A 26,457-nucleotide genomic window follows, 5' to 3' on the forward strand; every position below is an offset into this window, starting at 1 on the left:
GTATAAATGTGCCACTATTCGTCAGCGCGTTTTAGTGTTATTGTGAGTTATAGCATATTGATTATCAATACCAGAATATCCGAAGACCGTCAAGATATCAATGCCACTTCACTTTTTTTTAATAGAAATTATCTTAGCTCCATCTTCTGAATCATTGGTCTTCCTCGCAAGCGGCCCATCTTCAGCGTATAACTTATCTTCCACCATTTTCATACTACTACTGATTGTTTTCTTAGTGGGTTTAACATAGGTATTGATCGATCTTCCGTCTTTTTGACCCAATAAGGTACCTATTATTTTTAATTCAACTCCATTGGCATGAGCTATTTCGTTAGCAAAAAAATATCTGGCCTGATGGCAATTACTCATGCACACTATGCCAGTTTTTTCACCAATTACTTTAAGGCTTCTGTTATAATACTGGTTTGAAGGCACCCATAAACATTTGTTCTTTCTTACGCAATGCGGATTACTTTTGAATCTTTCCAATATTTCGACGCAAATGGGCAGCAATGGCAGTGTTTCGGAAACTGACGTTTTTTGGCGACGCTGGTCAATCCAGGTTTTATCATCGATTCCAGTAACAAGATGCTCAGGCTTTAGCTTATATAGTTCCGCGTATGATAGTCCGGCAAAAGACTGAAAGACAAAAACATCCCGGATCTGAGATAGTTCTTGTTCTTTGAAATCAAAGTGTATTAAATGTAACATCTCCGCCATAGTAGGCCAGATCTTACCATCAGGTTCTTTATAATTCCATGTAAACAAGGTAAAGACGTTGGTCGTTATCCAGCCATGGGCAACAGCTCTATCAATAATCTCTTTTATAATCTGCACGTACTTCCAAACTGTATTGTGCGAATTTTTATGTTTGATAATGATATGCTTTGTAAACTCTGAAATAAAGGAGTATTCTAAATCAGAAAGGACTAGATCCTCTTTGGTATAGCGATGATCCATAAATTCCTGAAGCCTGGATTTTGCGGTAATCAGTTTACAAAAGGTTGGCCAGGCACGTTCGTTGGCCAAGACTAACTCCAGGAAATGAAATAAGAATTCATCGGTGGCGACCACTATAGTTTTGGTCCATTCTTTATTGTCCCATATTTTTCGGCCTCTTAATATCAATTTTTCCGCGCGCTTAATTAAATCAGCTTTTTCCTCCTTAATTAGTTCTTGCTGTGAAGGACGTATTACGTCCTTTTTACCAAACAATTCTGCATTGCGTTGATACTTAATAGTATCTTTTATCAATTCATCTAACGCTATACTGAATGCGGTATTTTCTTTTCGTTCCGTGATTTGACGATGTCCATTGATCGGGCTTTTATAAGATTCTAAAACCTGTTTGGGAACCGCAAGTCCGTTTTTGGCCGTAACGAGGTCAAAATGGCGTTCAAGGTCAGTTTTCATCTGCCTTAGCTTTTTATTGATCTTTGTATGATCGGGGCAGGTAGACAGCACTATTTTTTTATCACTTTCCCAATCATCATATTTAATATAACAGCCTGTTGAAATCTCATCGCTTAGGCCGTCAATAGTAACCCTGCAATACAATGGCAGCAGACCTTTTTTATTAAGCTTTTTCGTTTTTCGATAAAATAAAATCGACAGGCTTTGATTGACTTGCATGTCTGGTAGATTTAAGATTTTTTAGAAATCTCTTTTAAGTTGCTTTAAAACAAACAGCCTGCATAACCGCAGGGGCCAACAAGATAGGCCCCTGCGTTGGCCCCTGAATCAGCCCTTGTTTTGTTTGAACTCGTTTGAACCAAATTGACCCCGAAAAGTGGTGAAGATCAAGCCAGAAGTGACGGTAAACGAAAAATGGCGTTCAAGTTGAACGCCATTGATGTTGCACCAGTAGTCCCGACAGGAATCGAACCTGTATCAAAAGTTTAGGAAACTTCTATTCTATCCATTGAACTACGGGACCATTATTTACCTTTATCCCATCCCCCCGCCTGAACGGGGTTCAAGCTTTAAACGGGACCAAAACCCACCAGTTTCACCCGGTGGAGGACAAAAATAAGAAGAAAACTTATAAACCCCGGTGCTCAGCCGATTAATTCCCTGAAAACCCTGCCATTAGCTTTTTTCCATTTCTCCCATACCCTGCTGACATACTGTTGTCACTACCCCATGCTAGGTTTGCATTGTACTTATTACAATACTTAAAAATAATACCATGTCAACGCAAAATCTAACCTCCACAGCAGTTATCAACTCCCAGGAATTACTGAAACACTGGCAAGGTCACCGCGGCCTTACCCGTAGAACCATCGAGGCTTTTCCTGAAGACAAACTCTTTTCCTACTCTATTGGCGGCATGCGTCCGTTCTCTGACCTGGTGTATGAATTTCTGGGAATGGCAGTGCCCGGACTGAAAGGCATCGCCACCGGCCAGTGGCCAACCTGGGCCGACGCTGAAAAAGTGAAGACCAAGGCAGAATTGCTGGCCCTGTGGGACCAGGCCACTGCCGAAATCAACGAGATCTGGGAAACCATTCCGCCTCAACGTTTTGAAGAGCAGGATGTGGCTTTTGGCATGTGGCCCGGCACCTGCATTTCTTTTATCCTCTACTTTATTGACAATGAGATCCACCACCGCGGACAGTCGTACGTTTACCTGAGAAGCCTGGGTATTGAGCCACCCGCTTTCTGGGACCGTCACTAAGGTTATTGGCAAAAATTGCACGGTCAAATGCTGGCCGTGCAATTTTGTTTGTGGCTGGTTGTGTTGGTTTTACTAACTTCCAGCATAATTGATTCCCATATGAAGAAAGCCTGTTATTTATTATCGCTGGGCCTGGTGCTGTCATTTATTTCCAATACGGCCGCCGCTCAAAACAAGCCCATCCTCAACCACATTGCCTTATATGTAACTGACCTGAAAATAAGCACCCACTTTTACCAGCAGGTGATCGGGTTAGATACCATTCCCGAACCCTTTCACGATGGGCACCATACCTGGTTCAGCCTTGGCACCCATGGCCATTTACACGTGATTTCGGGCGCTACCACTAAAACCACCCACGAAAAAAACACGCATCTTTGTTTCAGTGTCCCTTCTATCAACGATTTTGTGGCCAACCTCAAAAAGAATGGGATAGAATATGAAAACTGGGCCGGTGCAAAAAATACCGTTACCAAACGGGTCGATGGCGTTCAGCAACTCTACTTCCGCGACCCAGACGGCTACTGGATTGAAATTAATGACGATAAGTAATAAATCGATACAACAGCGCCCGATCCACCCATCTGGCAAGCGGAAACTGGCAACCGGTAACTGATTTTTTCAGCCTATCTTTGCAATCCTTAAAAAATAAAGGTTTATGAAGTTTTATTCATGGCTTATACGTTACCGCCTGTATGTGGGTCTGGCGCTGATAGCTGTGGGCGTACTGGCCAATGTCTACAGTGGTTTCTGGCCCGCTTTTCCAGCCTATTTAATCGGTCTCATTCTGGTTGCAGGTCACTTCTTTATTGGCCCCCTCCGCCTTATTCAGGAACACATGGAGGCAGGCGATTTGGATGGCGCCAAACGCGTACTCGCTTCTATTAAATATCCTAACCTGCTGTATAAACCCATCCGTTCTGCCTTCTTTACCTTTAAAGGTCAGCTGGCTATGATGGAACAGGACTTCGATACCGCAGAAAAGAATATGAAAAAAGGCCTCGACCTGGGTACCCCCATGAAAGAGGTAAAAGGCGCCAGCATGCTGCAAATGGGTATGATCTCTTTGCAAAAGAACGACTTCAAACAAGCTGAAAAATACATTCGCCAGGCTATTCGGGAAGGATTGCCCGATAAAGAAAATGAAGCGGCTGCCTACCTGCAAATGTGTAATATCATGATGAACAAACGGGAGTTCCGCGCAGCAAAAGAGTTCTTCCGTAAAGCCAAGGCCCTGAAGCCTACTACCGCAGAAATTGTTAAGCAGATCAAAGAATTGGAAAAACATATTCCCCGCCTGCCGGGTTAAGTTTGGGCCTACGGCCAAAAACTGAAGAAAGAAGTCGGAGGTAAGAAGCTCAAAAATCTTCAAACCTCCGACTTTTTTTTTATCTCTTATATCCTACTTCCTGCCTCTTACATCTTCCCTCAATAGCTTTCACCCATCACATCCCTAACAAACCTATAATTTAAAGTCTCTTTTTAACTGCTCCATACACGCTTCCAGTACAGTAATAACCTCCTGCACCTGACCGGGTATTCTATCAACCCCTTCGCCTTTCTTTCCATTGGTTTCAATAGTTCGCACCACTTCTTTTAATTGGGTAATCCCCATGCTGTCGATAGTGGCTTTTAACTTATGCGCCAGCTTGCTGGCATTCACCCAATTCTGTTGCGCTGTTTCTTTCTGCAGATCGGCCATAGACGGCGGCACCGTTTCCAAAAACAACTGCACCATTTTTTTCACAAATCCCTCGTCGCCGCCCGAAATAGTTTGCACCATAGTCAAATCGTACAACTTCTCCGCAGCCCTTGTAACGGCTGTGTTTGATTTGTTCATAGGCTTAACAGGTGCTGCTGCACCGGTTTTTAAATTATTTGATATTACAATGAACAGCTTTTGTTCATTGAATGGTTTTGGTAGAAAATCGTTCATACCTGACGCCAGGTATTTTTCGCTATCCCCTTTTAATGCATTGGCTGTAAGCGCCACAATGGGAATAGCGGCTTTAACGGGATCGCCCAATTGCCTGATGGCCCGGGTGGCTTCTATTCCATCCATTTCAGGCATTTGAATATCCATCAGCACCAGGTCGTACTTATTCTTTTGTACCATGGCAACAGCCTCCCGGCCATTGTTTACAACGTCTACGGTAAATCCCCACGACTCCATAATGTGCCTGACCAGATATTGATTCAACTCCACATCCTCGGCCACCAAAACATACCTGTTGCCCAGGCTTTGATAATTCAGGTCTTGTGCCACGGTTGACTGATTGAGTTTAGATGAACTAATTGCAAAGGGTAATTCAAAGCTAAAACAGGAGCCTTTTCCCGCTTCACTATCCACTTTTAATTCGCCGCCCATCATGGTTATTAACTCCCGGCAGATACTTAAACCCAGACCGGTTCCCCCATGTGTACGGGTAATGGCTACGTGTGCCTGCATAAATGGCTCAAAAATCAATCCTAACTGACTTTCGGTTATGCCAATTCCGGTATCTTTTACAGTAAAAGCTATCCGGGCTTCATTACCTCTTTTATTTAGTAAACGGGTTTCAATGGTTACGGTACCTGTTTCAGTAAACTTCAGGGCATTGTTAATCAGGTTGTTCATTACCTGGCTTAACCGGTACGGATCGCCCAGCACAATCAGGTCTTCTCCCAACAAATTCTCATACACCAACCCAATATCTTTTTCCTCGGCTTTATAAAGAAACGACTGTAAACAAAGCTCAATGCGATCGGCCAACGAAAATACTACATGTTCAAACTGCAGTTTGCCTAAAATAATCTTTTCAAGATCGAGCACATCGTTCACTAGTAACAACAGGTTATTGGCAGAATCCTGAATTAGCCGCAAATAATTCTGCTGCTGCTCATTCAGGTTGGTTTTGGCCAGCAATCCTGCAATGCCCAAAACCCCGTTCATGGGTGTCCGTATTTCATGGCTCATATTGGCCAGAAATACTTCTTTGGCCCGCGCCGCTTCTTCCGTCAGCTTTTTAGCCTGTCGCAATTCCCGCTCTGCTTTTATCCGGTCTGAAATATCCTGTGCAAAACCTATTACATACGGTTCTATACCGGGCACGTCCATCTTATAATTCTGGTACAGCAAATAAATAACCTTACCGGTTTTTCCCTGCACCCTGAACACTCCTTCCGATTTGCCATTGCGCAAAATTGGTTGCAGGTAGTTCAATTCAAAAAATGCCACGTCTTCTTCAGGTAAAAATTCAACCAGCTGCCGGCCTACCATTTCCCCGGCTGTATAGTCCAGCGCCAGGCTTGCGGCGGGATTTACCGATAATAACCTGGCCGACAGATCGTGTGTGCAGATCCAGGCCTGGCTGTAATTAAAAAGGTCACGGTATTTCTTCTCACTCAATTGTATATACTCCTCTGCCCGTTTCTGATCACTGATATCAATACTATATGCAATGCAGCATTTTACCTGATCCTGCTCATCCAATACCGGTTGTATGTGTCTGATGTGGTATTTAACCTGTCCGTCGGGGTATTCAAATCGCTCTTCCCATTTCTGCAACATCCGGGTTTGAACCGCCTCTTCTATCATTTCCTTTCGCCTAATGGCCATTTCGGGCGGATGTTGTTGAGCTGAATTTTTAAACAGGAACTCGCTTTTTGTATTATACACAGCAATATCTGCAGGTATATTCATTAGCACCTCTTCATAAAATGAAGCAGGTGCATGCTGTTGCTGCTCCTGTATGTTTTTCAACGGTTTCATGGCACGGCCCCATTTTTACCGGGCATTTAATTCACCAGCCTGTATCATACGGTAAATGGTTGATTTACCAATGTCAAGCTTTTTAGCTACCAGCAATACGTCTTTGTCGTATTTGTCGAGGTAGTGTTGTATGATCTGTAATTCAAATTCTTTCAGGGTCCTTTCTTTATTCATCAGGTCGTTTACCGAAGAATTGGAATTAAGGGTAATGTGCTCGGGTAAAATAGTATCGCCATCGGCCATCACCACCGACAGCTCAATTACCGACCGCAGTTCACGCACGTTACCGGGGAATGCATGGTGTAATAATCTTTGCTGCGCCTCAGGCGACAGTAATTTTTTATCGGTATTGTTCTCTTTGCAAAACTGGTCCATGAAATGTTTGGCCAGTATAACAATATCGTTTCCACGCTCCCGTAATGGTGGGATGTTAATGGGTAATCCTATTAACCGGTAGTACAGGTCCTCTCTGAATCGCCGGGCCTGTACTTCCTCTAACAGGTTTTTATGTGTAGCAACAATGATGCGTACATTGATCGGTACCACTTCATTTCCCCCCACCCGGGTTATTTCCCGCTCCTGCAACACACGTAACAATTTGGCTTGCAGGTTTATATCCAGTTCGCCAATTTCATCTAAAAAAAGCGTACCATTATGCGCTTCTTCAAATTTTCCTATCCGGCGTGTAATGGCGCCCGTAAAGGCTCCCTTTTCATGCCCAAACAATTCACTTTCTATCAGTTCACGGGGAATAGCCGCCACATTCACGGCAACAAAAGGCTTTTTACTTTTGTCGGAATTATAGTGAATAGCGCGTGCTACCATCTCTTTTCCCGTACCGGTTTCGCCGGTAACCGAAACGGTTATATTGGTTTTGCAGGCTTTTTCTATTAAACTGAATACCTTCTCAAATACCGGGCTTTTACCTATCAGGTATTTCGAGTAATCGTACTTCTTTCCAACCTGTTCTTTCAGGTGCTCCACTTCTTTTCGAAGGCCGTCAATTTCCTTCAAATGCAACAGACTGTTCCACAACCGGTCTTTGGCGTCATCGTCTTTTACAATGTAATCGAAAGCACCGTTCTTGATCAGGCTGATGGCCGTTTTGATATCTTCCTGACCCGAAATAATGATCACCTGTATACCCGGATCTACTTCCTTGATCTTTTTCAACACTTCACTGCCATCCATGTCGGGCATGGAATAATCGAGTGTAACTACTTCGGGGCGTTCATGCAGGTGATTGAAGAAATCTTTGCAATTGTGATAACGTTTAACTTCATAGTCTGGGTTAAGCGCCAGGTAGTGCTGCAACATGGAGCCATACCATACATCGTCTTCGAGGATGAATATTTTTAATGAGTGTTGGTTTTTCATTATCGTGAAAATCTGTAATGTTAGAAACGCTGGAAGTTTTATTTTATTCCCAAATGAAGAACGATTCCCTATCAGATACACCTATTTCTTATTTTTATCTAAGCTGTTTATTTTCAGCATCTAATAGTTTCTCCTTAGCGGAATTTGGCGTATCCAATACACGAAAGTGCAGTAAAATCCGGGAAAAACGCTTCCTTTTGTCACGCAAACGCTAAATTTTTGTGCACATTTAGCAGCTGTTTTTGAACATATCTGCGTTTACATATTAGGTCGCTAAAGTATCTGTTGACCGTTCGTTATCTTTGCTTAATGAGCGTGAACCGGGAGCGCCTTAATCAGAGATTTGTTGAAGAATACCAGAAGCTGAACCCTCAGCAAAGGCTTGCTGTCGATACTATTGAAGGCCCCGTTATGGTTATTGCCGGTCCGGGTACCGGTAAAACCCAAATCCTCGCCAGCCGGATCGGCAAAATACTACTGGATACCGATTCCCAACCCCAGAACATCCTTTGTTTAACATACACCGACGCGGGTGTTGTGGCCATGCGCCGCCGTTTGTCGCAGTTTATTGGCCCCGATGCCTACCGCGTTAACATCTATACCTTTCACGCTTTTTGCAACGATATCATCCAGGAAAACCTGTCGCTTTTTGAAAAAACGGCGCTGGACCCTATTTCTGACCTGGAAAAAATTGATTTGTACAGAAACCTGATAGACGCCTTTCCCAAGAACCATCCGCTCAAACGCTACCGGGGCGATGTGTACTACGAAATACATAACCTGCAATCGCTTTTCAGTACCATGAAACGCGAAGGCTGGACGCCGGCTTTCATCAACGAACGTATAGACGCCTGGCTGGCCGACCTGCCTACCAGGGATGAATTCGTTTACAAACGGGCTTACAAGGGTTTCAAAGCCGGCGACCTGAAGAAAGACAAGTTTGAGGAAGAAAAAGAGAAGATGGAAAAATTGCGGGCCGCCGTAAACGAATTCGAACGTTTTCAGCTACTGATGCGCAACCGCAACCGGTACGATTTTGATGACATGATCAACTGGGTGATCAAAGCTTTTGAAGAAAACCCGGCCCTGTTGAACCGTTACCAGGAACAATTCCTGTACATTCTGGTAGATGAATTTCAGGATACCAGCGGTACCCAAAACCAGCTGGTAAAACTGTTGATCAGCTACTGGGAAACACCCAACATATTTGTGGTGGGCGACGATGACCAGAGTATTTACCGCTTTCAGGGCGCCAACGTGGAAAACATGTTGCAATTTGCCAACTCCTACCGCGATAGCCTGCTCACCGTTGTGCTGACCAACAATTACCGTTCGGCCCAACCCATTCTCGATGTTTCCATGACGCTCATAAATAATAACCAGGAGCGGCTGGTAAAACAAATTGAAGGCCTGAGCAAAAATTTGAAATCATCGCATCCGCGCTTTTTTGCGCTGGAACCAACAGATGCCATCCCGGCTATAAAAGAATACGAAACGCAGCGCCACGAAATGGTGGATATCACCCTGCAGGTGCAGGCGTTACTTGACCAGGGTATTCACCCCGGCAAGATCAGCATCATTTACCGCGAAAATAAATATGGAGAAGAACTAAGCCAGTATTTCAACACACTGAACATACCGGTTTACAGCAAGCGGCATTTGAACCTGCTGACGGACCCCTTCGCAAAAAAAATAATTCTACTCATCAAATACCTCGCCGCCGAACATGATATTCCTTATGGCGGTGATGAAATGTTGTTTGAGATCCTGCATTTCGACTGGTTTAACATTCCACCCGTTGAAATTGCCAAGCTAAGCATTGAAGTGGCCGACAGAGCATTCAGCAATAACAAAACCTCCTTGCGCCGCCTGTTGTACGATAAGGGCAATACCCCGCCGGCCGACTTATTCAGCAAAGGCCTGCACCCCGGTTTGCAGCACGCTACCAAAGCGCTTGAACGTCTTATTTCTTCCGTACCCAATGTTACCCTGCAGGTACTGGTTGAAAATATCATTCGCCGCACAGGTTTGCTGAACAACATTATGCAAAGCCCCGAAAAAGCGTGGATGATGCAGGTGTTAACCGCCCTGTTCGATTTTATAAAAGATGAAACCCACCGCAATCCTTTACTGCAGCTCACCGACCTGGTAGAGATTTTCGACCTCATGGAAAAAGAAGGGTTGTCGCTGCCCCTGGTTAAGGTAAGTGGTAATGATAAAGGAGTAAACCTGCTAACCGCCCACGGTTCAAAAGGACTGGAGTTTGAATATGTGTTTATTGCCGGCTGTAACGCTTCCTTCTGGGAAAAGAAGCGCCGGCCCGGTGGAGGTTATAAGATTCCCGAGAACGTATTTTTAAGCCAGGCCAATGGCCCCGCTATAAATGAAGCAGGCAAAAGTGATAAGGACATAGAAGAACTGCGCCGGCTTTTTTATGTGGCGATTACCCGGGCCGAGCAACACCTATTTATCTCTTATTGCCGGTATAAGAACGATGGCAAAGAACTGGAACCCTCCATGTTCCTTGCTGAAATACAGGAACAACACCAGCTTCCAGTTGAAAAGGTATTCATCACAGACGAAGCATTAACCGAATTCCAGATAGTTCAGTTTGCAGAATCAGAAGCGCCCGAGATTGGCCGCATAGAGGAAGATTTCATCACCGCTCTGCTCGACAGGTTTGTGATGAACGTGACTGCGCTGAACAACTATTTAAAATGTCCGCTTGAGTTTTATTTCAAAAACCTGCTGCGCATTCCTTCTCCCAAAAATGAAGCCACCGAATTTGGTTCGGCCATTCACCATGCGCTGCAACGGTTCTTTGAAAAGATGAGGGAAAACAAGAATGTGTTCCCCGGCAAAGCTGAGTTTGTGGATGATTTTAACTGGTATATGCACCGCCACCGCGAAAACTTTACCCGCGAACAGTTTGAACGCCGCCTCGAATATGGTCATGAAGTTCTCAACAATTACTACGATAAATACATTTTTACCTGGAACAAGATCGTTACGGTAGAACGGAATATCCGAAATGTAGTGGTTAATGGCGTGCAGTTGAAAGGTAAACTCGACAAACTGGAGTTTGATGGCAAACAGGTGAACATTGTCGACTATAAAACCGGCGATCCTGATAAAGCCAGGGCCAAACTGCAGCCGCCCAGTGAAAAAGACCCCAATGGAGGTGATTACTGGCGCCAGGCCGTGTTCTATAAAATTCTGGTCGATAATTACGAGAGCCGCGACTGGCAGGTGATCAGTACCGAATTCGACTTTATTGAGCCTGATAAAAAGAAAGTATACCGCAAGGAAAAAGTAATTATAACTCAACCCGATATTACCACCGTTTCCCAGCAAATTGTGCAGGTATGGGAAAAGATCCAGAACCGGGAGTTTTATATTGGCTGTGGCAAAGAAGACTGCCATTGGTGCAACTTTGTTAAAACCAATAAGATGGCTATTGCCCTGCACGACCTCACTGCCGAGGAAGAAGAAGGGTAGGCGGCCCGCCCCATTTACCCCGATTTAACGGATTTTGAAGCAACAGTTGTCAAGAAAGGGCTTAAGTTTGCGGCCTTATGAAGTATGCTTCTTTATTAAAAATAATTTCACCCTTCTTTTTGATCCTTGCGCTGCTTCCGAGTACCCTGGTGCAAACAGGTTGCGCCAATATTGCTCCGCCCATGGGTGGTCCCCGCGATTCCCTTCCACCCCGGCTGGTGAGTGTTAACCCCCACGATTCCGCCCGCAACTTTGCCGGCAAAAAGATCGTGATGGAATTCAACGAATTCGTTCAACTTGATAATATTCAGGAAAATCTGCTGGTATCGCCGGTGCCAAAAGTGAACCCGCTGATTGACGCTAAACTGCGTACAATAACCGTAACGGTTAAAGATACCCTACAGCCCAATACCACTTACAGCCTCAATTTTGGCAACGCCATTAAAGATATCAATGAGGGTAATATATTAAAGAATTTCACTTACCTGTTCAGTACAGGAAGCACCCTTGACTCCTTATCGCTTACCGGTAAGGTCATCATTGCAGAAACTGGTAAAATCGATTCTACCCTCATTGTTATGCTGCACAGAAATGCAGATGATTCGGCGGTTATAAAAGAAAAACCGCGCTATGTAGCCCGCCTTGATAATCAGGGCAACTACACTTTCAAGAACCTGCCTGCCGATTCATTTTCCTTATATGCCCTGAAAGATGATGGCGGCCAGCGCCGCTACCTCAACAACAGCCAGCTGTTTGCGTTTGCCGATACCCGGGTAATACCCAGCATAGCGCCTAAACCAATTACATTATACGCCTATACTGAAAAAGAAAAAGCAGACACCAGCAAGCCAAAGAGCAAACCAGCGCCAGCCAAACCCGCCGCAAACGGCAAAAAGACCGAGAAACCGACTCACCTGAAAGTTGAAACCAATTTAGCCGGCAGCGAATTAGACCTGCTAAGCCAGTTTGAATTACAGTTTGCCAACCCGCTCAAGACATTCGACAGCACTAAAGTGATACTGGCCAACGATAAAAATGAACCACTCACCAATTATCGCTTTACCAGGGATACCAGCAATAAAAAGGTGACCATTTCTTATGCCTGGACAGAAAACACACCTTATAAGCTTATACTGGATAAGGATTTTGCTACCGATACTACCGGCAATAACATAGGAAAGAACGATACCGTAGAGTTCCACACAAAGAAACAAAGCGATTATGGGCTGGTACGGTTACGCCTTATTAACCTCGATTTCAAAAAGAATCCCGTTTTACAATTTGTTTCGGGCGACCAGGTAAAATATTCCTATCCCATGACCGGCAAGGAGTTCAACGCCCGGTTGTTTCAACCCGGCGACTATGACCTGCGCATCTTATACGATGACAATAAAAACGGCATTTGGGACGAAGGATCCTTCTTCGGGCATCACCGACAACCTGAAAAAGTGCTTCCCATTAGTCGCAAACTCACTGTAAAAGCCAACTGGGATAATATAGTGGACATCACTTTATAACCACAAACCGTTTGGTATCTTTGCTGTATGGAATTCTCTTCTTCTTTGTTGGAAAGTGCGGTGAGCGAGTTTGCCAAATTACCCGGAATTGGTAAAAAAACAGCCCTGCGGCTGGTTTTGCATTTGCTAAAGCAGGATCCCGGTAATGTGGAAGCATTTGGCGAGGCCATATTAAAAATGCGCCGTGAAATAAAGTTCTGTGAACGTTGTTACAACGTAGCAGACTCAACAACCTGCGCCATCTGCGCCAACCCGTTACGGAAGCAGGAGCTCATTTGCATAGTGGAGAATATCCGCGATGTTATTGCTATTGAAAGCACCCAGCAATTCAGTGGGGTATACCATGTGCTGGGTGGTATCATTTCACCCCTCGATGGCATTGGTCCCGACCAGCTTACCATTGAACCGTTGATACAACGCATCCCCAGGGAAAAGACTGAAGAGCTGATCTTTGCTTTAAACCCTAATATACAGGGTGATACCACCATCTATTACATCCAGAAAAAGCTGCAGGGTACACCTGTCAGAATAACAACTATAGCCCGGGGCATTGCATTTGGCGGCGAGCTGGAATATGCCGACGAAATGACCCTTGCCCGCAGCATTACCAACCGCCTGCCGGTTGAAAAGTATGTTCAGCACTAGGCTACAGCCAGTTAGCACACGCTATACAGTAATACTTACCCAGTAACAACAAGTTTGCTATTAACATAACAAGCTGTAAATTTGCACCCGCATGGGCGGATTTGTTTATTGTTCGGCCTGTGCATCCTGAGCAAGTTGGGATCCACTGGTATCCTGATAAACATCGGGCGAATATTATAACTGAACTAATAAACGACAAGAAACTCCCGCTAAAACAGTTTCCCAACGTTTACCAGTTCGGTTCATATTATGGAGTCGCACACTTCAGCGTCCGGTTCTGCTCATCAACATAAACCAGTTTGAAAATCAAAAGGAGGGCAGCATGAAAACAATACAACAAAGTCTGCAGGAACGCATCCTGATCATTGATGGAGCCATGGGCACCATGATCCAACGGCATAAACTCGAAGAAGCCGATTATCGTGGTGAACGTTTTAAAGACTGGCCCAGCGACCTTAAAGGTAATAACGACCTTTTGGTGCTTACTCAACCCAACATTATCAAAGGCATTCATAAACTATACCTCGAGGCAGGCGCAGATATCATTGAAACCAATACGTTCAATGCACAGGTGATATCGCTGGCCGATTACCATATGGAATCGCTGGCCTATGAGTTGAACTTTGAAGCCGCCAAAATTGCTAAAGAAGCGGTAACTGAATTTTTCTCCTCCTCCCCCACCGGGGGAGGCCGGGAGGGGGCCGGTGGTCGCGACCGGGCTTATGTAGCCGGCGCTATCGGTCCGCTTAATAAAACGCTTTCTTTATCACCTGATGTAAATAACCCCGGATACCGGGCGCTTACGTTCGATGAAGCAGTGAATGCTTATTACGAACAGGTAAAAGGACTGGTAGATGGCGGTGTTGACCTGTTACTGATCGAAACCATTTTCGATACGCTCAATGCCAAAGCGGCTATTTATGCAATAAAGAAATATTTTAATGACGTTTCCTCCACCGGGGGAGGCCGGGAGGGGGCGGAAGTGCCCATCATGATCAGTGGTACCATCACCGATGCATCGGGCCGTACCCTGAGCGGACAAACACTGGAAGCTTTCTATACCTCGGTAATGCACGCCAAACCGCTTTCCATTGGGTTGAACTGTGCGTTGGGCGCCTCAGAAATGCGGCCACACATTGAGGAGTTAAGCCAGTTAGCCTCCTGCTTTACCTCAGCCTATCCCAATGCGGGTTTGCCCAATGCAATGGGTGAGTATGATGAACAACCCGAACAAACTGCCCACTTCCTGGAAGACTGGGCCCGTGAAGGCTTTGTAAATATCGTAGGCGGCTGTTGCGGAACCACACCGGATCACATTAAGCATATTGCCGATCACGTGCGCAAAATAAAACCAAGGCCTTTACCGGTAGTGGAAACGGCGTTATAGATCAACAATTTTTTGACATCACAATTTCTAAGGTAATACAGCATATGGCAGCCAACTTATCGATAAAACCATACTTGCGGCTTTCGGGGTTAGAACCCCTGGTTATTCGTCCTGAAACAAACTTTGTAAACGTAGGGGAACGTACCAACGTAACCGGTTCAAAAAAGTTTGCCCGTCTTATCAGGGAAAACAAGTATGAAGAAGCGCTTAGCGTAGCCCGCCAGCAGGTAGAAAGCGGCGCCCAGGTATTGGACGTAAACATGGACGATGCCCTGCTGGATGGGGTAAAAGCCATGACCACCTTCCTGAACCTGTTGCAAAGTGAACCGGATATAGCCAAGATCCCCGTTATGATCGACAGCTCAAAGTTCGAGATCATAGAGGCAGGTTTAAAGTGCGTGCAGGGTAAATGTATCGTGAACTCTATTTCCATGAAAGAGGGGGTAGAAAAGTTCGTACGCGAAGCAAATATCTGTAAGCTGTATGGCGCCTCTGTTGTTGTAATGGCATTTGATGAAAACGGCCAGGCCGATACCTTGCAACGCCGGGTCGATATCTGCGAAAAAGCTTACAAGATCTTAACGGAAGAAGTAGGCTACGATCCCCAGGATATCATCTTCGACCCCAACATATTTGCAGTAGCCACCGGTATTGAAGAACACAACAACTATGCGGTTGATTTTATTGAAGCCACCCGCATCATTAAACAAAAAATGCCCCTGGCCAAAATAAGTGGCGGGGTTAGTAATATCTCTTTCTCGTTCCGGGGCAATGAACCGGTACGCGAAGCCATGCACGCCGTTTTCCTGTACCATACCATTAAAGCGGGTATGGATATGGGCATTGTGAACGCCGGCCAGCTGATCGTGTACGATGAAATTGAGCCGCAGTTACGTGAGCTGTGCGAAGATGTAATTCAGAACCGCCGCGAAGATGCTACCGATCGCCTGATCGCCTTTGCAGAAACGGTAAAAGCAAAAGACAAGAGCGAAGTAAAGAACGAAGCATGGCGCAGCAACTCGGTAGAAGAACGGCTGAAACATGCGCTCATAAACGGCATTACAGACTATATAGACCAGGATACGGAAGAAGCCAGGCAGAAATACCCTAAACCACTCGATGTTATTGAAGGGCCTCTAATGAACGGGATGAACGTGGTAGGCGACCTCTTCGGCAGTGGTAAAATGTTCCTGCCCCAGGTGGTTAAGAGTGCCCGTGTAATGAAAAAGTCGGTGGCCATTCTTACCCCATTTATTGAAGAAGAAAAAGAAAGACTGCGTGCTGCAGGCGGGGAAAGCCAGTCATCAGGCGCGGCCAAAATCTTATTGGCTACTGTAAAAGGTGATGTGCACGATATCGGAAAGAACATTGTAGGCGTTGTACTGGGTTGTAACGGCTACGATATCATTGATATGGGTGTTATGGTGCCTGCCGATAAAATCCTCGAAACAGCACAAAAGGAAAAAGTAGATATCATCGGGTTAAGCGGTCTTATTACGCCCTCGCTCGATGAAATGGTGCATGTGGCCCATGAAATGAAACGGCGCAACATGAACCAGCCATTGCTGATTGGCGGCGCAACTACTTCCCGGATGCATACGGCCGTTAAAATAGCTCCCCAATACGAAAACGGGGTAGTGCATGTGCTGGATGCCTCCAGAAGCGTTACGGTGGCCGGTTCGTTGTTAAGCAAAGAACAAAAACCCGACTACCTGGCCAATGTTGGCAAGGAATATCAAAAGCTGCGGGAGGATTTTGGCAACAAAAAAACCGCCAAGCAATACCTGAAATTCGAAGAAGCACAGGAAAATAAAGTAACCATTGACTGGAACAGTTTTACCCCAATCGTTCCACAGTTCACCGGCACCCGCATACTGGACAATTACGACCTGAATGAACTGGTAAACTATATTGACTGGGGCCCGTTCTTTATTGCCTGGGAATTACATGGTAAGTTCCCGGCTATTCTGCAGGACGAAAAAGTAGGAAAGGAAGCCACCAAACTGTTTGAGGATGCCAACGCTTTGCTGAAAACCATCATTAAAGAAAAATGGTTAACAGCCCGGGGTGTTATCGGCTTCTGGCACGCCGCCGGTGATGGAAAAGATTCCACCTTTATTTATGATGACAATGGAAAAGAAGTAACCCGCCTGGAGCATCTGCGTCAACAGAATAAAAAAGCCGCCGGCCAGCCTAACTTTTCGTTAGCTGATTTTATCAAGCCGGGCGAAGGCAGGGCTACCGATTATATGGGCGCCTTCTCGGTAACTATACAGGGTATAGAGCCACACATTAAAAAGTTTGTAGAAAATCACGACGATTACAACAAAATTATGTTACAGGTGTTAGCAGATAGGCTTGCAGAAGCCTTTGCTGAACTGTTACATGAAAAAGTGCGGAAGGATCTGTGGGGATATGCAAAAGAGGAGCACTTCAGCAACGAAGAATTGATAAAAGAATCATATTCAGGCATCAGGCCAGCGCCAGGTTATCCTGCCTGTCCCGATCACACTGAAAAATACAAGCTATTCAATTTACTGGGTGGCGAACAGGCTACGCACATAACCTTGACCGAGTCACTGGCTATGTACCCTGCCTCTTCCATTTGCGGTTGGTATTTCGCCCATCCACAAAGCCAGTATTTTGGTTTAGGAAAGATCCAGAAAGACCAGGTTGAGGATTATGCAAGCCGTAAGAGTATGTCTGTAGAAGATGTAGAACGCTGGCTGCGCCCGGTTCTGGAATATGACGTGTAATATTTTGTAGTTCTTAATTCACAATATTAAAACAAGCATATTCGTTTGGGCAACGTTCCCTTGAAAATGTCTTTTTAACAGTAGTACCATGAGTAATTCCCGTAGAAATGCTATTATAGCGATAGCATTTTTGGTTGTTCCCTTTTTTGTAGCAGCGCAATCAAAGTATCCTTCCCACAAAGGAGAATTCTATTTCTCCTGGGGGTATAATAAGGAATGGTATACCCAAAGCAACCTGCACATAGTTCAGCCTGAATTGAATAGCGACTACACCTTCAAAGGTATTCGTGCACATGATCACCCGGGATGGGATGAGGGCCTCTTTAACAGGGCGCTGACCATTCCCCAGTACAACTATCGCATTGGTTATTTCTTCAAAGACGACCTGGGTATTGAGATCAACTTCGACCACACCAAGTATATCATAGATCATCAGGATGCACATCGTACAGGAAAAAAAGATGGCAAACCCCTCGATGAAACAATAAAATGGAATGAAGAAAATGGTTTCTATTACTTCCTGAACAATGGCGCCAACTTTTTACTGTTCAATATCGTAAAGCGCTGGCACCTGTATGAGCAATCGAACCAAAAGGTAAGGATAGATATGTTGGGCAAAGCCGGTGTTGGTCCGGTGGTTCCACACGTTGATAACCAACTGGACGGATTTTCAAACAATCCTGATTTTCAGATCGGCGGTTGGAATCTGGGAGTAGAACAGGCCATCAGAGCAACCTTCTACAAATATGTTTACCTTGAATTTGCACATAAAATAGATTATGCGCGCTACGGACACCTGAATATTTACAAAGGTGAAGCGCATCAGGCATTCGGTACGTATGAGCTTATTTTAAACCTGGGTGTTAATATTCCGGGAAAGAAAAAATAATTAACAGTAGTTAACACAAAAGGGGCAAAGCGGTAATACCCGCTTTGCCCCTTTTGCTTTATTACAGTTTTACTTTATCGCTTTTCAAACAACCACCAGAAACGTTTGCGTTGTTTTACTTTATAATTCTGGCTTATGTAGGTACGAATGTGTTCCATAGCCTCATCGATGTTGTCGGTTAACAACACCAGTTTCATATCTTCCCGGCTAATGGTGCCCTGTTGGGCCATAAACTCAGCATAATTCCAGAGGTTGCTGTAATAATCCTTCCCAAACAACACAATGGGAAATTGACTGATGGTTTTTGTTTGTACCAGCGTTAAGGTCTCAAAAAATTCATCCATGGTGCCAAAACCGCCCGGCATAATGATGAATGCATACGAGTATTTAACCATCAACACTTTGCGAACAAAGAAATGTTCGAATGTGATGGATTTGTTCATGTACTTGTTGGCCTGTTGTTCAAAGGGTAACTGAATGTTGCAGCCTACCGAAGGGCCGCCGTTTTCAAAAGCGCCGCGATTGGCAGCCTCCATAACACCGGGACCACCACCCGTCATGGTAGTAAAACCAATTTCGGCAATGCGTTTCCCAAACTCCCGGGAAGCCTCATAGTAAGGATGATCTTCTTTAAACCGGGCCGACCCAAATACGGTAATACAGGGGCCAACAAAGTGTAGTGTACGAAATCCCTTAATGAATTGCCTGAATACCCTCCAGGCAAAACCCAGTTCATAACGACGGCTTTTAGGCCCTTCCAAATAAACCTGTTCTTTCGGTGGTATTATCGGCTCAATCTTTTTCTTGGCTGAAGCTGCTTCCATATCAATAGTGTAAATTGCCAGCCAAATTAAACAAAAAAACATGCGCATTATCAGTTATAATGTGAATGGCATACGAGCCGCCATGACCAAGGGTTTTTGCGATTGGTTAAAAACCGATCCGGCAGATATTATTTGTTTGCAGGAAACAAAAGCCACAAAGGATAATGTTAACCGTCAGCAGTTCATCGATTGCGGATATGAAGATTACTGGTTTTCGGCAACGAAAAAAGGCTACAGCGGCGTGGCAGTTTTAACTAAAATAAAACCCGATCATGTTGAATACGGTAACCAACACGCCGTAAGTGATGATGAAGGCAGGGTAATACAACTTGATTTTGGCGACATCAGGCTTATCAATGCCTATTTCCCCTCTGGCACCACGGGCGATGTACGGCAAACATTCAAATACGAGTGGTTGAATGATTTTCATAATTACCTGGAGACGTTAAAGGAGAAATATCCCAAACTGATATTGTGCGGTGATTATAACATTGCACATACCGAAATAGATATTCACGATCCCAAAGGCAATAAAAACACGTCCGGTTTTTTACCCGATGAAAGGGCCTGGATGGATCGATTTCTTCAAAATGGCTGGATAGATACCTTTCGTGTTTTTAATACTGAACCACACCGGTACAGCTGGTGGAGCCAGCGTTTTCCCACGGTAAGGGCACAAAACAAAGGCTGGCGGCTCGACTACATTACGGCCACCGAAGCATTGCGCAGCCAGTTAAAAAGTGCAGACATTTATCCCGATGTTAAACACAGCGACCATTGCCCGGTGTACCTGGAGCTGACAAAAGTTTAATAAATGTAATTTTTACAACTTATCTGCGTTTATGACAACAGTTTTGCAAGAATATTTGTTTACCCAATTACCATGATTGTATACAACAACACCATTCAGGTAGATCCGTTCATAGCGGAAGCGTGGATGCAATGGCTGCTTCAGGAACATATACCCGAGATCATGTCATTAGGATTGTTTACACAGTGGAAAATGTTCAGGTTGCTGGAGCAGGATGAAGCAGAAGGCATGACCTTTGTAATACAATATTACACTCCTTCATTGGAGAATTACTATCGGTTTACAGAGGAATTTGCACCTGTTCTGCAAAAGAAGTCATTCGATAAATGGGGCGATCGTTTCATTGCATTCCGTACTATAATGGAGGTTATGCACTAGGTGTGGATAATAATATTTTAATTGCGGCTCAAGCCAAATTTATTGTATATTCCACGAAACCCTTTACCCGTCAGCATTTCAGCCGGCGTGGCATGAAACATAAGACCCTACAGTATTTCAGCGTGTAACATCAATTAACAAAACGTATTACAAAACATTTCAATTTGCTAAAAACCTTACCCCAAGCGGCTTTCAGCATTTTATCAAATGTTAATTTTTCGACCAAAAAATTTTGTTTCACACAAAAACCGGCTAAATTTGTCTCTGCATAATTTTTAAAAAATCACACTATGAACAAAGCTGAATTAATTGCAAAACTTGCCGATGATTCAGGCATTACTAAGACACAGGCTAATGCTGCTCTTGATTCTTTTATTGAAGCAGTTACCAAAACTTTAAAAGGTGGTGGTAAAGTTACCCTGGTTGGTTTTGGTACATTCTCTGTATCAAAAAGAGCAGCTCGCAATGGTCGTAATCCGCAAACCGGTGCTGTGATTAAGATTAAAGCTAAAAAAGTTGCCCGTTTCAAAGCTGGTAAAGAATTGCAGGCTAAATTATAATTTCTGCCTTACGCACGAAAGGCTCCGTTACTGCATGCGAAGTATCGGAGCTTTTTTTATTTTTGCATTTCTAAACAATCACTTTAATAAACACATAACATGGGTAGAGGAGATAAAAAAACGAAAAAAGGTAAAACCTTTAAAGGTTCATACGGAAAAAGCCGCCCTGCACGGGTAAAAAAGGCTGTTGCCGCTGACAAGAAGAAATAAGAAATAAGAGGTATGAAGTAAGAAAAACCTAAAATTTGATCTTACTTCATACCTCTTATCTCAAAAATCTCCAATCGCCAGGCTTCACCCGCTTATTTCTTACCTCCTACGTCTTACCTCATATTTCGGGCTTTCTTACGGCGCCAAACGCTCTATTTTCCACTCATTACTGCCTTCCAGTGTATATTGCAACCGGTCGTGTAAACGGCTGGGACGGCCTTGCCAGAACTCAATAGTAACAGGTTTTACGCGGTAACCACCCCAATGGGCCGGTCGTTCTAATGGTTTTCCAGAGAAATCCTTGGCATATGTTTTTTCTCTTTCCTGCAGCCATTCCCTGCTTTCTATTACCTGGCTTTGCGGCGATGCCCAGGCCCCGATACGGCTTCCTTCGGGCCGGCTGTTAAAATAGGCATCACTTTCTGTGTCGCTCACTTTTTCAACCAGTCCGGTAATGCGTACCTGCCGTTCCAGTTCCTTCCAGAAAAATACCAGGCATGCCCGTGGGTTTTCGGTCAGCTGTACACCTTTAAAACTCTCGTAATTGGTAAAAAATACAAATCCCCGCTCATCAAAGCCCTTCAACAACACAATACGCGCTGCCGGTATGCCGTCGGCCGATGCGGTGGCCAGCGTCATGGCATTTACTTCGTCAATTTCACTGCGTATGGCTTCCTGCCACCAGCTGTTGAACTGTTCAATGGCATTGGGTTTTACATCTTTTTCCAGTAATGACTGTAACTTATAATCTTTGCGTATATCTGCAATTGTAGATGACATAGGCACTGTTTAAGGGCACAAAGTTAAAGCCATCTGAATTTAACCGTGCTGATTTTGATCATACCCATTTACCGATTAATTTGGCTCCTCGTATGAAACACATATACATTCTGTTGCTTATACTTGGCTGTGTTACGGTTACACGCGCTCAAACCGGTAAACAGGCCCCTGTTGTAACCCGTTATTATTATTTAACCGGTACCATTGACAAATACCCGGTCACGCTTCACCTTTACCGTTTTAATGAAAATTTCAGCGGCTATTATTACTATAACAGTACCGAGGAGGCCATTGATATTACCGGTACCCTGGGCAAGGATCGTTTTTTAAAACTCACCCACAACAACAATGAGGGACAGGAAATAGAGGTGCTGTCGGGGAGTTTTAAAGACAGCAGCTTTTCAGGCACCTGGGCATATAAGGGAAAACTGCTTCCGTTTCGGGCAGCACTGAAGAAAGACAGCAGCGGTCTGAACTTTGATTACGTATATGTTTTTGGCGAAAAAAAACTCCCCAAAGAAGAATATGGCCGTACTGAATTAGCCTATACAGCCAGTTCCATTTGGCCTGTTGCTACCAGTACGCACCCGGCCACCAACCTCATAAAACAGGTTATTTACGCGGCATTTGGTGAAAAACCCTCACAGGAAGATATTGGTAAAGTACTTATCAGACAGAAAAATGCAGCATTGAACACGGCACGCAAAGAGGACGATCCGGTAACTTACGATGAAGCCAATACGGTACAGGTAGCATACCGCAACGACAAACTGCTTACCATTTCCCATTTCAATTATGCCGATGGCGGTGGCGCCCATGGCAACTATGGAACCGGTTACATTAACATTGACCTCATACATAACCGAAAGCTGGCCCTTTCCGATGTGCTGGACACACTCTCCTGTGCAAAAACGTTGCGTGTTTTACTGGAGAAAAAGTTTCGGGCCGCTTATGAGGTAAAACCTACCGAAAAACTTTCTGATTATCTGTTCGATAACGAAATTTCCCCTACTGAAAACTTTATGCTTACTTCCAGGGGTATTGGATTTCAGTATAATCCCTATGCCATTGGCTCTTATGCCATGGGTGAAATACGGTTGTATATCCCTTTTAAGGAGCTGGCAGGTTGTTTGAAGCCGGAGTTTAAAAAGTTGGTTGGAATGCAATAAAGGCAAAGGGGCAGAAGGCAGAGGGCAGAAGGCAGAAATGAAAACCGAAGAAGTTACCCACTCACACTGTCTCTTTTTGAACCCCTGTACTTGTTCTTGCATCCCTGTATTTGGCTTACAGCTTATGGCTTATAGCTTACAGCTGTTCCTTATTCAGGTGGCCCCTCGCTGCTTTTACCGCCGCTTTTTCCCTGAACACGGGCTAGCATTACTTCTATCTCACTCATGCGGCGCAGTTGATTCTCGAGCTTTTTATTGTGTTCTGAGATCTGTTGCAGATCGCGGTTGAGCTCTTCGAGGAAGGTGATCTTTTTCTGCAACTGCAGCCGTTGAAAGTTCGATTCACGCAGCTTTTCTTCGGTATCCAATAACAACCCCGACAGCCGCTGGTTTTCTTCCAGCAGATCGAGGTGCTTTTGTTTGTACTCGTCAAATTCCCTGATGAGCTTAAAGTGATTCTGCTGCAGTTCTTCCAGTTCATACTGGCGGCTCGGCGGGTTGCTGAGGCTTTCTACCTTCGACAATTTTTCGCGGATGGAATTAAATTCTTCATAAGCCTTTTGCATCCGCTCTTCCATTTCTTCTGTCAGTAACTGGTGTTGTTCCAGTTCATGAATACGGGCGTCTTTATTGCTGAGCACGGTGAGCATTTCATTTAACCGCGCATTCAGTTCTTCATTGGCTTTTATGGTGTCGATGTGTTTGTACTCTGTTTGTTTTAACAGTTCAATCTGATCGAGCAATAAAGTGATCTGCTGGTTTTGTTCGGCCAGGGATTCCTGTGTTTTTTGTAAACGGAACAGGTATTCTTCGCTTTGTTCTTCCTGCGAACCGCCCTGGTGTATGGCGGGCTGCGGAGCCGGGGGGTCGTGGCGGCGTTTTAATTCTTTATGCAGTTCTTCTACTTCAATTGTCAGCAGTTCTTCATTATCGCGCACCATATCGAGGTCGCGGCGCAATTGCATTTGAATTTTTTCCTGCACTTCCATTTCTTCGTAGTACTTCACCCGCCATTCGTCGGTATTTTGAAAAGCAGCATCGGCAATAATGGGAGGTTCGGGCCTGGGAATATTTAAAGCCATGGTTTTGCGGCTTACGAGAAAGAAATGAATAAAGAAGCCCAATGCTACCCCGCCCAGCAGGAAGACAATAATTTCCATAACCCCAACATACATCTGGTACCCCAGTATAACCAATAAACAGTTCATAACGGCTTCGGAATTAGAATAAACACCGCATCACACAGGGTGATCTTCTTTCATACACAGCACTGTTTTTCATGGGATTTCAGACCAGGAGGTAATGAAAAAACCACCAGATTGGTGGTTTTTCTTATTGGAAATTTAATACGTTAATTCCATAAATGCAAAAAGCCCGACTAATAAATTTAAGTTAATGTTTATCAGTCACTTACCCTTTAACCAGGGTACCTACTTTTTCGCCACAGGCCACGCGGCGCAGGTTTCCGGGTTTGTTCATGTCGAACACGATGATGGGAAGCTTATTTTCCATACACAGGGTAAATGCCGTCATATCCATTACCCGCAGATTTTTTGAGATACATTCCTGGAAGGTGATGGTCTCGAATTTTTTAGCGGTAGGATCTTTTTCAGGATCGGCGGTGTAGATACCATCTACGCGGGTGCCTTTAAGGATCACATCGGCCTGAATTTCAATGGCACGTAACGAGCCGGCAGTATCGGTAGTGAAGTAAGGGTTACCGGTTCCGGCGCCAAAGATCACCACTCTGCCCTTTTCAACATGGCGGATGGCGCGGCGGCGGATATAGGGTTCAGCGATCTGCTCCATTTTGATGGCGCTTTGTAAACGCGTAAAAACCCCTATTTTTTCAAGCATGGCCTGCATAGCCATACCATTGATAACCGTAGCCAGCATGCCCATATAATCGCCGTGAGCGCGCTCAATACCCGTTTCTGCCTCATTCATTCCCCGGTAAATATTTCCACCGCCAATTACAACAGCAACCTGAACACCTAAATCGGCCACTTCTTTTATATCGTGTGCATACTGTGCCAGGATAGCGGGGTCCATTCCAAAACTCTTATCACCCATTAACGATTCACCGGAAAGCTTTACTAAAATGCGCTTGTACTTTGGTAGCATGTATGAAAGACCTTTTTATTTTTTGATTCTAGTTTCAACCAACGATAAACACAGAACTAAAAACCAGGAACCGGACATTTAGTTCTCAAAGGGCTGTGCAAAGAAAGGATTTTTTATTAATGTTTTGCACGAATTAATAAATGCATTCTCAACAAGGTCAAATTGGGGAAAATAAAAAAGGGAACTCCTGTTACGGACGTTCCCTTTTATATATATTCTTCTGGCAGCCTTATCCTAAAGCTACGCGTTTGAATTCAGTAACCTGTAAACCGCTGTCTACGCTTTTCAGGTAGTCGGCAACGGTTTTAGAATTATCTTTTACGAAAGCCTGGTTTACCAGGGTGCTTTCTTTGAAGAATGCATTCAGTTTACCTTCTGCGATCTTGTTGATCATATCATCGGGTTTGCCGGCCATTTTAGGATCAGCTTTGATCTGTTCGGTAACGATGGCGCGCTCACGCTCGATGGTAGCAGCAGAAACCGAGCTTGCATCAACCGCAACCGGGTTCATAGCAGCAATTTGCATAGCTATGTCTTTACCGGCTTCGGGAGCAGCTTTGGTCATACCCACCAGTACGCCTATGCGGTTAGCACCGTGAATGTATGAAGCTACGAAGTCAGCATCAACACGTTCAAATTTAGTAAGACCGATTTTTTCACCAATGCTGGCCAGTTTATCGTTAACCAGGTCGGCAACTTTAGCACCATTGACAGCAATACCATTCAGCTCATCGAGGCTTTTTACATTGCTGGCAACGGCTGCATCGATAATGCTTTGAGCAAAGGCGATGAAATCAGCGTTTTTACTAACGAAGTCAGTTTCGCAGCTCAGGCAGAGTGCGATACCAGTTTTATTATCGGCTGTTGTTTTAGCCAGTACCACACCTTCTTTTGCCTCACGATCGCCACGCAGTGCAGCCACCTTGGCGCCTTTTTTACGAAGCCAGTCAATAGCAGCTTCGAAATCGCCATTGGTTTCTGTCAAAGCTTTACGGCAATCCATCATGCCCGCGCCAGTCATCTGGCGAAGCTTGTTAATATCAGCGGCAGTAATAGCAACTCCTGACATATAAAATTGATTATTTAGATATTTTGAAAATTTGA

General features: G+C 44.6%; 22 protein-coding genes and 1 tRNA gene. 14 read left to right on the top strand and 9 right to left on the bottom strand.

Annotation, left to right across the window (positions count from 1 at the left end; all coding sequences use genetic code 11):
* Positions 1–108: 108 nt before the first annotated feature.
* On the bottom strand, positions 109–1,632 hold the full coding sequence (locus BMX95_RS29830) for a site-specific integrase (RefSeq protein ID WP_081200240.1): 1,524 nt from the start codon (positions 1,630–1,632) through the stop codon (positions 109–111).
* 232 nt (positions 1,633–1,864) lie between these two features.
* Positions 1,865–1,936, bottom strand: a tRNA-Arg gene (locus tag BMX95_RS29835).
* Between the two features lie 252 nt (positions 1,937–2,188).
* On the opposite strand from BMX95_RS29835, the gene BMX95_RS29840 reads away from it, so the two are divergent.
* The 3 genes from BMX95_RS29840 to BMX95_RS29850 all read left to right on the top strand — a co-directional run bounded on the left by BMX95_RS29840 (position 2,189) and on the right by BMX95_RS29850 (position 3,986).
* Positions 2,189–2,677 carry a DinB family protein gene (locus tag BMX95_RS29840; RefSeq protein ID WP_081200241.1) on the top strand — a complete coding sequence of 163 codons (489 nt, stop codon included), beginning with the start codon at positions 2,189–2,191 and terminating at the stop codon, positions 2,675–2,677.
* A 99-nt stretch (positions 2,678–2,776) separates the two neighbouring features.
* Positions 2,777–3,229 carry a VOC family protein gene (locus tag BMX95_RS29845; RefSeq protein WP_081200424.1) on the top strand — a complete coding sequence of 151 codons (453 nt, stop codon included), beginning with the start codon at positions 2,777–2,779 and terminating at the stop codon, positions 3,227–3,229.
* Positions 3,230–3,335: 106 nt separating this feature from the next.
* A complete protein-coding gene (locus tag BMX95_RS29850) occupies positions 3,336–3,986 on the top strand; it encodes a tetratricopeptide repeat protein (protein WP_081200243.1) in 651 nt (216 codons plus the stop codon).
* A gap of 153 nt (positions 3,987–4,139) precedes the next feature.
* On the opposite strand, the gene BMX95_RS29855 is transcribed toward BMX95_RS29850, so the two are convergent.
* Positions 4,140–6,428 (bottom strand): ATP-binding protein, encoded by a 2,289-nt coding sequence (locus BMX95_RS29855; RefSeq protein ID WP_081200245.1) that lies wholly within the window; start codon positions 6,426–6,428, stop codon positions 4,140–4,142.
* A gap of 15 nt (positions 6,429–6,443) precedes the next feature.
* Positions 6,444–7,805: a sigma-54-dependent transcriptional regulator gene (locus tag BMX95_RS29860; protein WP_081200247.1), complete on the bottom strand. Its 1,362-nt coding sequence runs from the start codon at positions 7,803–7,805 to the stop codon at positions 6,444–6,446.
* A gap of 309 nt (positions 7,806–8,114) precedes the next feature.
* Here BMX95_RS29860 and BMX95_RS29865 point away from each other — a divergent pair, with 309 nt between their 5' ends.
* From BMX95_RS29865 to BMX95_RS29885, 6 genes are all read left to right on the top strand, one after another.
* Positions 8,115–11,303, top strand: a complete 3,189-nt coding sequence (locus tag BMX95_RS29865; protein WP_081200249.1) for an ATP-dependent helicase — start codon at positions 8,115–8,117, stop codon at positions 11,301–11,303.
* A 77-nt stretch (positions 11,304–11,380) separates the two neighbouring features.
* Positions 11,381–12,820, top strand: coding sequence for an Ig-like domain-containing domain (locus tag BMX95_RS29870; RefSeq protein WP_081200250.1), 1,440 nt, complete (start codon positions 11,381–11,383; stop codon positions 12,818–12,820).
* Positions 12,821–12,847: 27 nt separating this feature from the next.
* The gene (gene recR / locus BMX95_RS29875) at positions 12,848–13,465 is read left to right on the top strand and encodes a recombination mediator RecR (protein ID WP_081200252.1); all 618 of its coding nucleotides are present in this window, start codon (positions 12,848–12,850) and stop codon (positions 13,463–13,465) included.
* A gap of 322 nt (positions 13,466–13,787) precedes the next feature.
* Positions 13,788–14,852 carry a homocysteine S-methyltransferase family protein gene (locus tag BMX95_RS35130; RefSeq protein ID WP_177193730.1) on the top strand — a complete coding sequence of 355 codons (1,065 nt, stop codon included), beginning with the start codon at positions 13,788–13,790 and terminating at the stop codon, positions 14,850–14,852.
* A 44-nt stretch (positions 14,853–14,896) separates the two neighbouring features.
* Positions 14,897–17,608, top strand: a complete 2,712-nt coding sequence (gene metH / locus BMX95_RS29880) for a methionine synthase (RefSeq protein WP_177193731.1) — start codon at positions 14,897–14,899, stop codon at positions 17,606–17,608.
* A gap of 88 nt (positions 17,609–17,696) precedes the next feature.
* Positions 17,697–18,497 (top strand): hypothetical protein, encoded by an 801-nt coding sequence (locus BMX95_RS29885; RefSeq protein ID WP_081200254.1) that lies wholly within the window; start codon positions 17,697–17,699, stop codon positions 18,495–18,497.
* A gap of 74 nt (positions 18,498–18,571) precedes the next feature.
* Here BMX95_RS29885 and BMX95_RS29890 read toward each other — a convergent pair whose 3' ends face one another.
* Positions 18,572–19,321, bottom strand: coding sequence for an LOG family protein (locus BMX95_RS29890; protein ID WP_081200425.1), 750 nt, complete (start codon positions 19,319–19,321; stop codon positions 18,572–18,574).
* A gap of 40 nt (positions 19,322–19,361) precedes the next feature.
* Here BMX95_RS29890 and BMX95_RS29895 point away from each other — a divergent pair, with 40 nt between their 5' ends.
* The 4 genes from BMX95_RS29895 to BMX95_RS29910 all read left to right on the top strand — a co-directional run bounded on the left by BMX95_RS29895 (position 19,362) and on the right by BMX95_RS29910 (position 21,280).
* Entirely contained in the window at positions 19,362–20,132 is a 771-nt protein-coding gene (locus BMX95_RS29895) for an exodeoxyribonuclease III (RefSeq protein WP_081200256.1), read from the top strand.
* A gap of 72 nt (positions 20,133–20,204) precedes the next feature.
* Positions 20,205–20,510, top strand: coding sequence for a DUF4286 family protein (locus tag BMX95_RS29900; protein WP_081200258.1), 306 nt, complete (start codon positions 20,205–20,207; stop codon positions 20,508–20,510).
* Positions 20,511–20,800: 290 nt separating this feature from the next.
* Positions 20,801–21,070 carry an HU family DNA-binding protein gene (locus BMX95_RS29905; protein ID WP_014222160.1) on the top strand — a complete coding sequence of 90 codons (270 nt, stop codon included), beginning with the start codon at positions 20,801–20,803 and terminating at the stop codon, positions 21,068–21,070.
* A gap of 99 nt (positions 21,071–21,169) precedes the next feature.
* Positions 21,170–21,280: a 30S ribosomal protein THX gene (locus BMX95_RS29910; protein ID WP_014222161.1), complete on the top strand. Its 111-nt coding sequence runs from the start codon at positions 21,170–21,172 to the stop codon at positions 21,278–21,280.
* Positions 21,281–21,415: 135 nt separating this feature from the next.
* Here BMX95_RS29910 and pdxH read toward each other — a convergent pair whose 3' ends face one another.
* A complete protein-coding gene (pdxH, locus tag BMX95_RS29915) occupies positions 21,416–22,060 on the bottom strand; it encodes a pyridoxamine 5'-phosphate oxidase (protein WP_081200260.1) in 645 nt (214 codons plus the stop codon).
* A 92-nt stretch (positions 22,061–22,152) separates the two neighbouring features.
* On the opposite strand from pdxH, the gene BMX95_RS29920 reads away from it, so the two are divergent.
* Positions 22,153–23,229 (top strand): DUF3298 and DUF4163 domain-containing protein, encoded by a 1,077-nt coding sequence (locus tag BMX95_RS29920; protein ID WP_081200262.1) that lies wholly within the window; start codon positions 22,153–22,155, stop codon positions 23,227–23,229.
* Between the two features lie 149 nt (positions 23,230–23,378).
* Here the strand turns inward: BMX95_RS29920 and BMX95_RS29925 are convergent, their stop codons facing one another.
* The 3 genes from BMX95_RS29925 to tsf form a co-directional block, all read right to left on the bottom strand.
* On the bottom strand, positions 23,379–24,437 hold the full coding sequence (locus tag BMX95_RS29925; protein ID WP_081200264.1) for a hypothetical protein: 1,059 nt from the start codon (positions 24,435–24,437) through the stop codon (positions 23,379–23,381).
* A gap of 202 nt (positions 24,438–24,639) precedes the next feature.
* Entirely contained in the window at positions 24,640–25,353 is a 714-nt protein-coding gene (gene pyrH / locus BMX95_RS29930; protein ID WP_081200266.1) for a UMP kinase, read from the bottom strand.
* Between the two features lie 229 nt (positions 25,354–25,582).
* Entirely contained in the window at positions 25,583–26,422 is an 840-nt protein-coding gene (tsf, locus tag BMX95_RS29935) for a translation elongation factor Ts (protein ID WP_081200268.1), read from the bottom strand.
* Positions 26,423–26,457 lie beyond the last annotated feature (35 nt).

It is taken from the genome of Niastella yeongjuensis, from assembly GCF_900110245.1.
In the GTDB taxonomy this organism is placed as follows: Bacteria; Bacteroidota; Bacteroidia; order Chitinophagales; family Chitinophagaceae; genus Niastella; species Niastella yeongjuensis.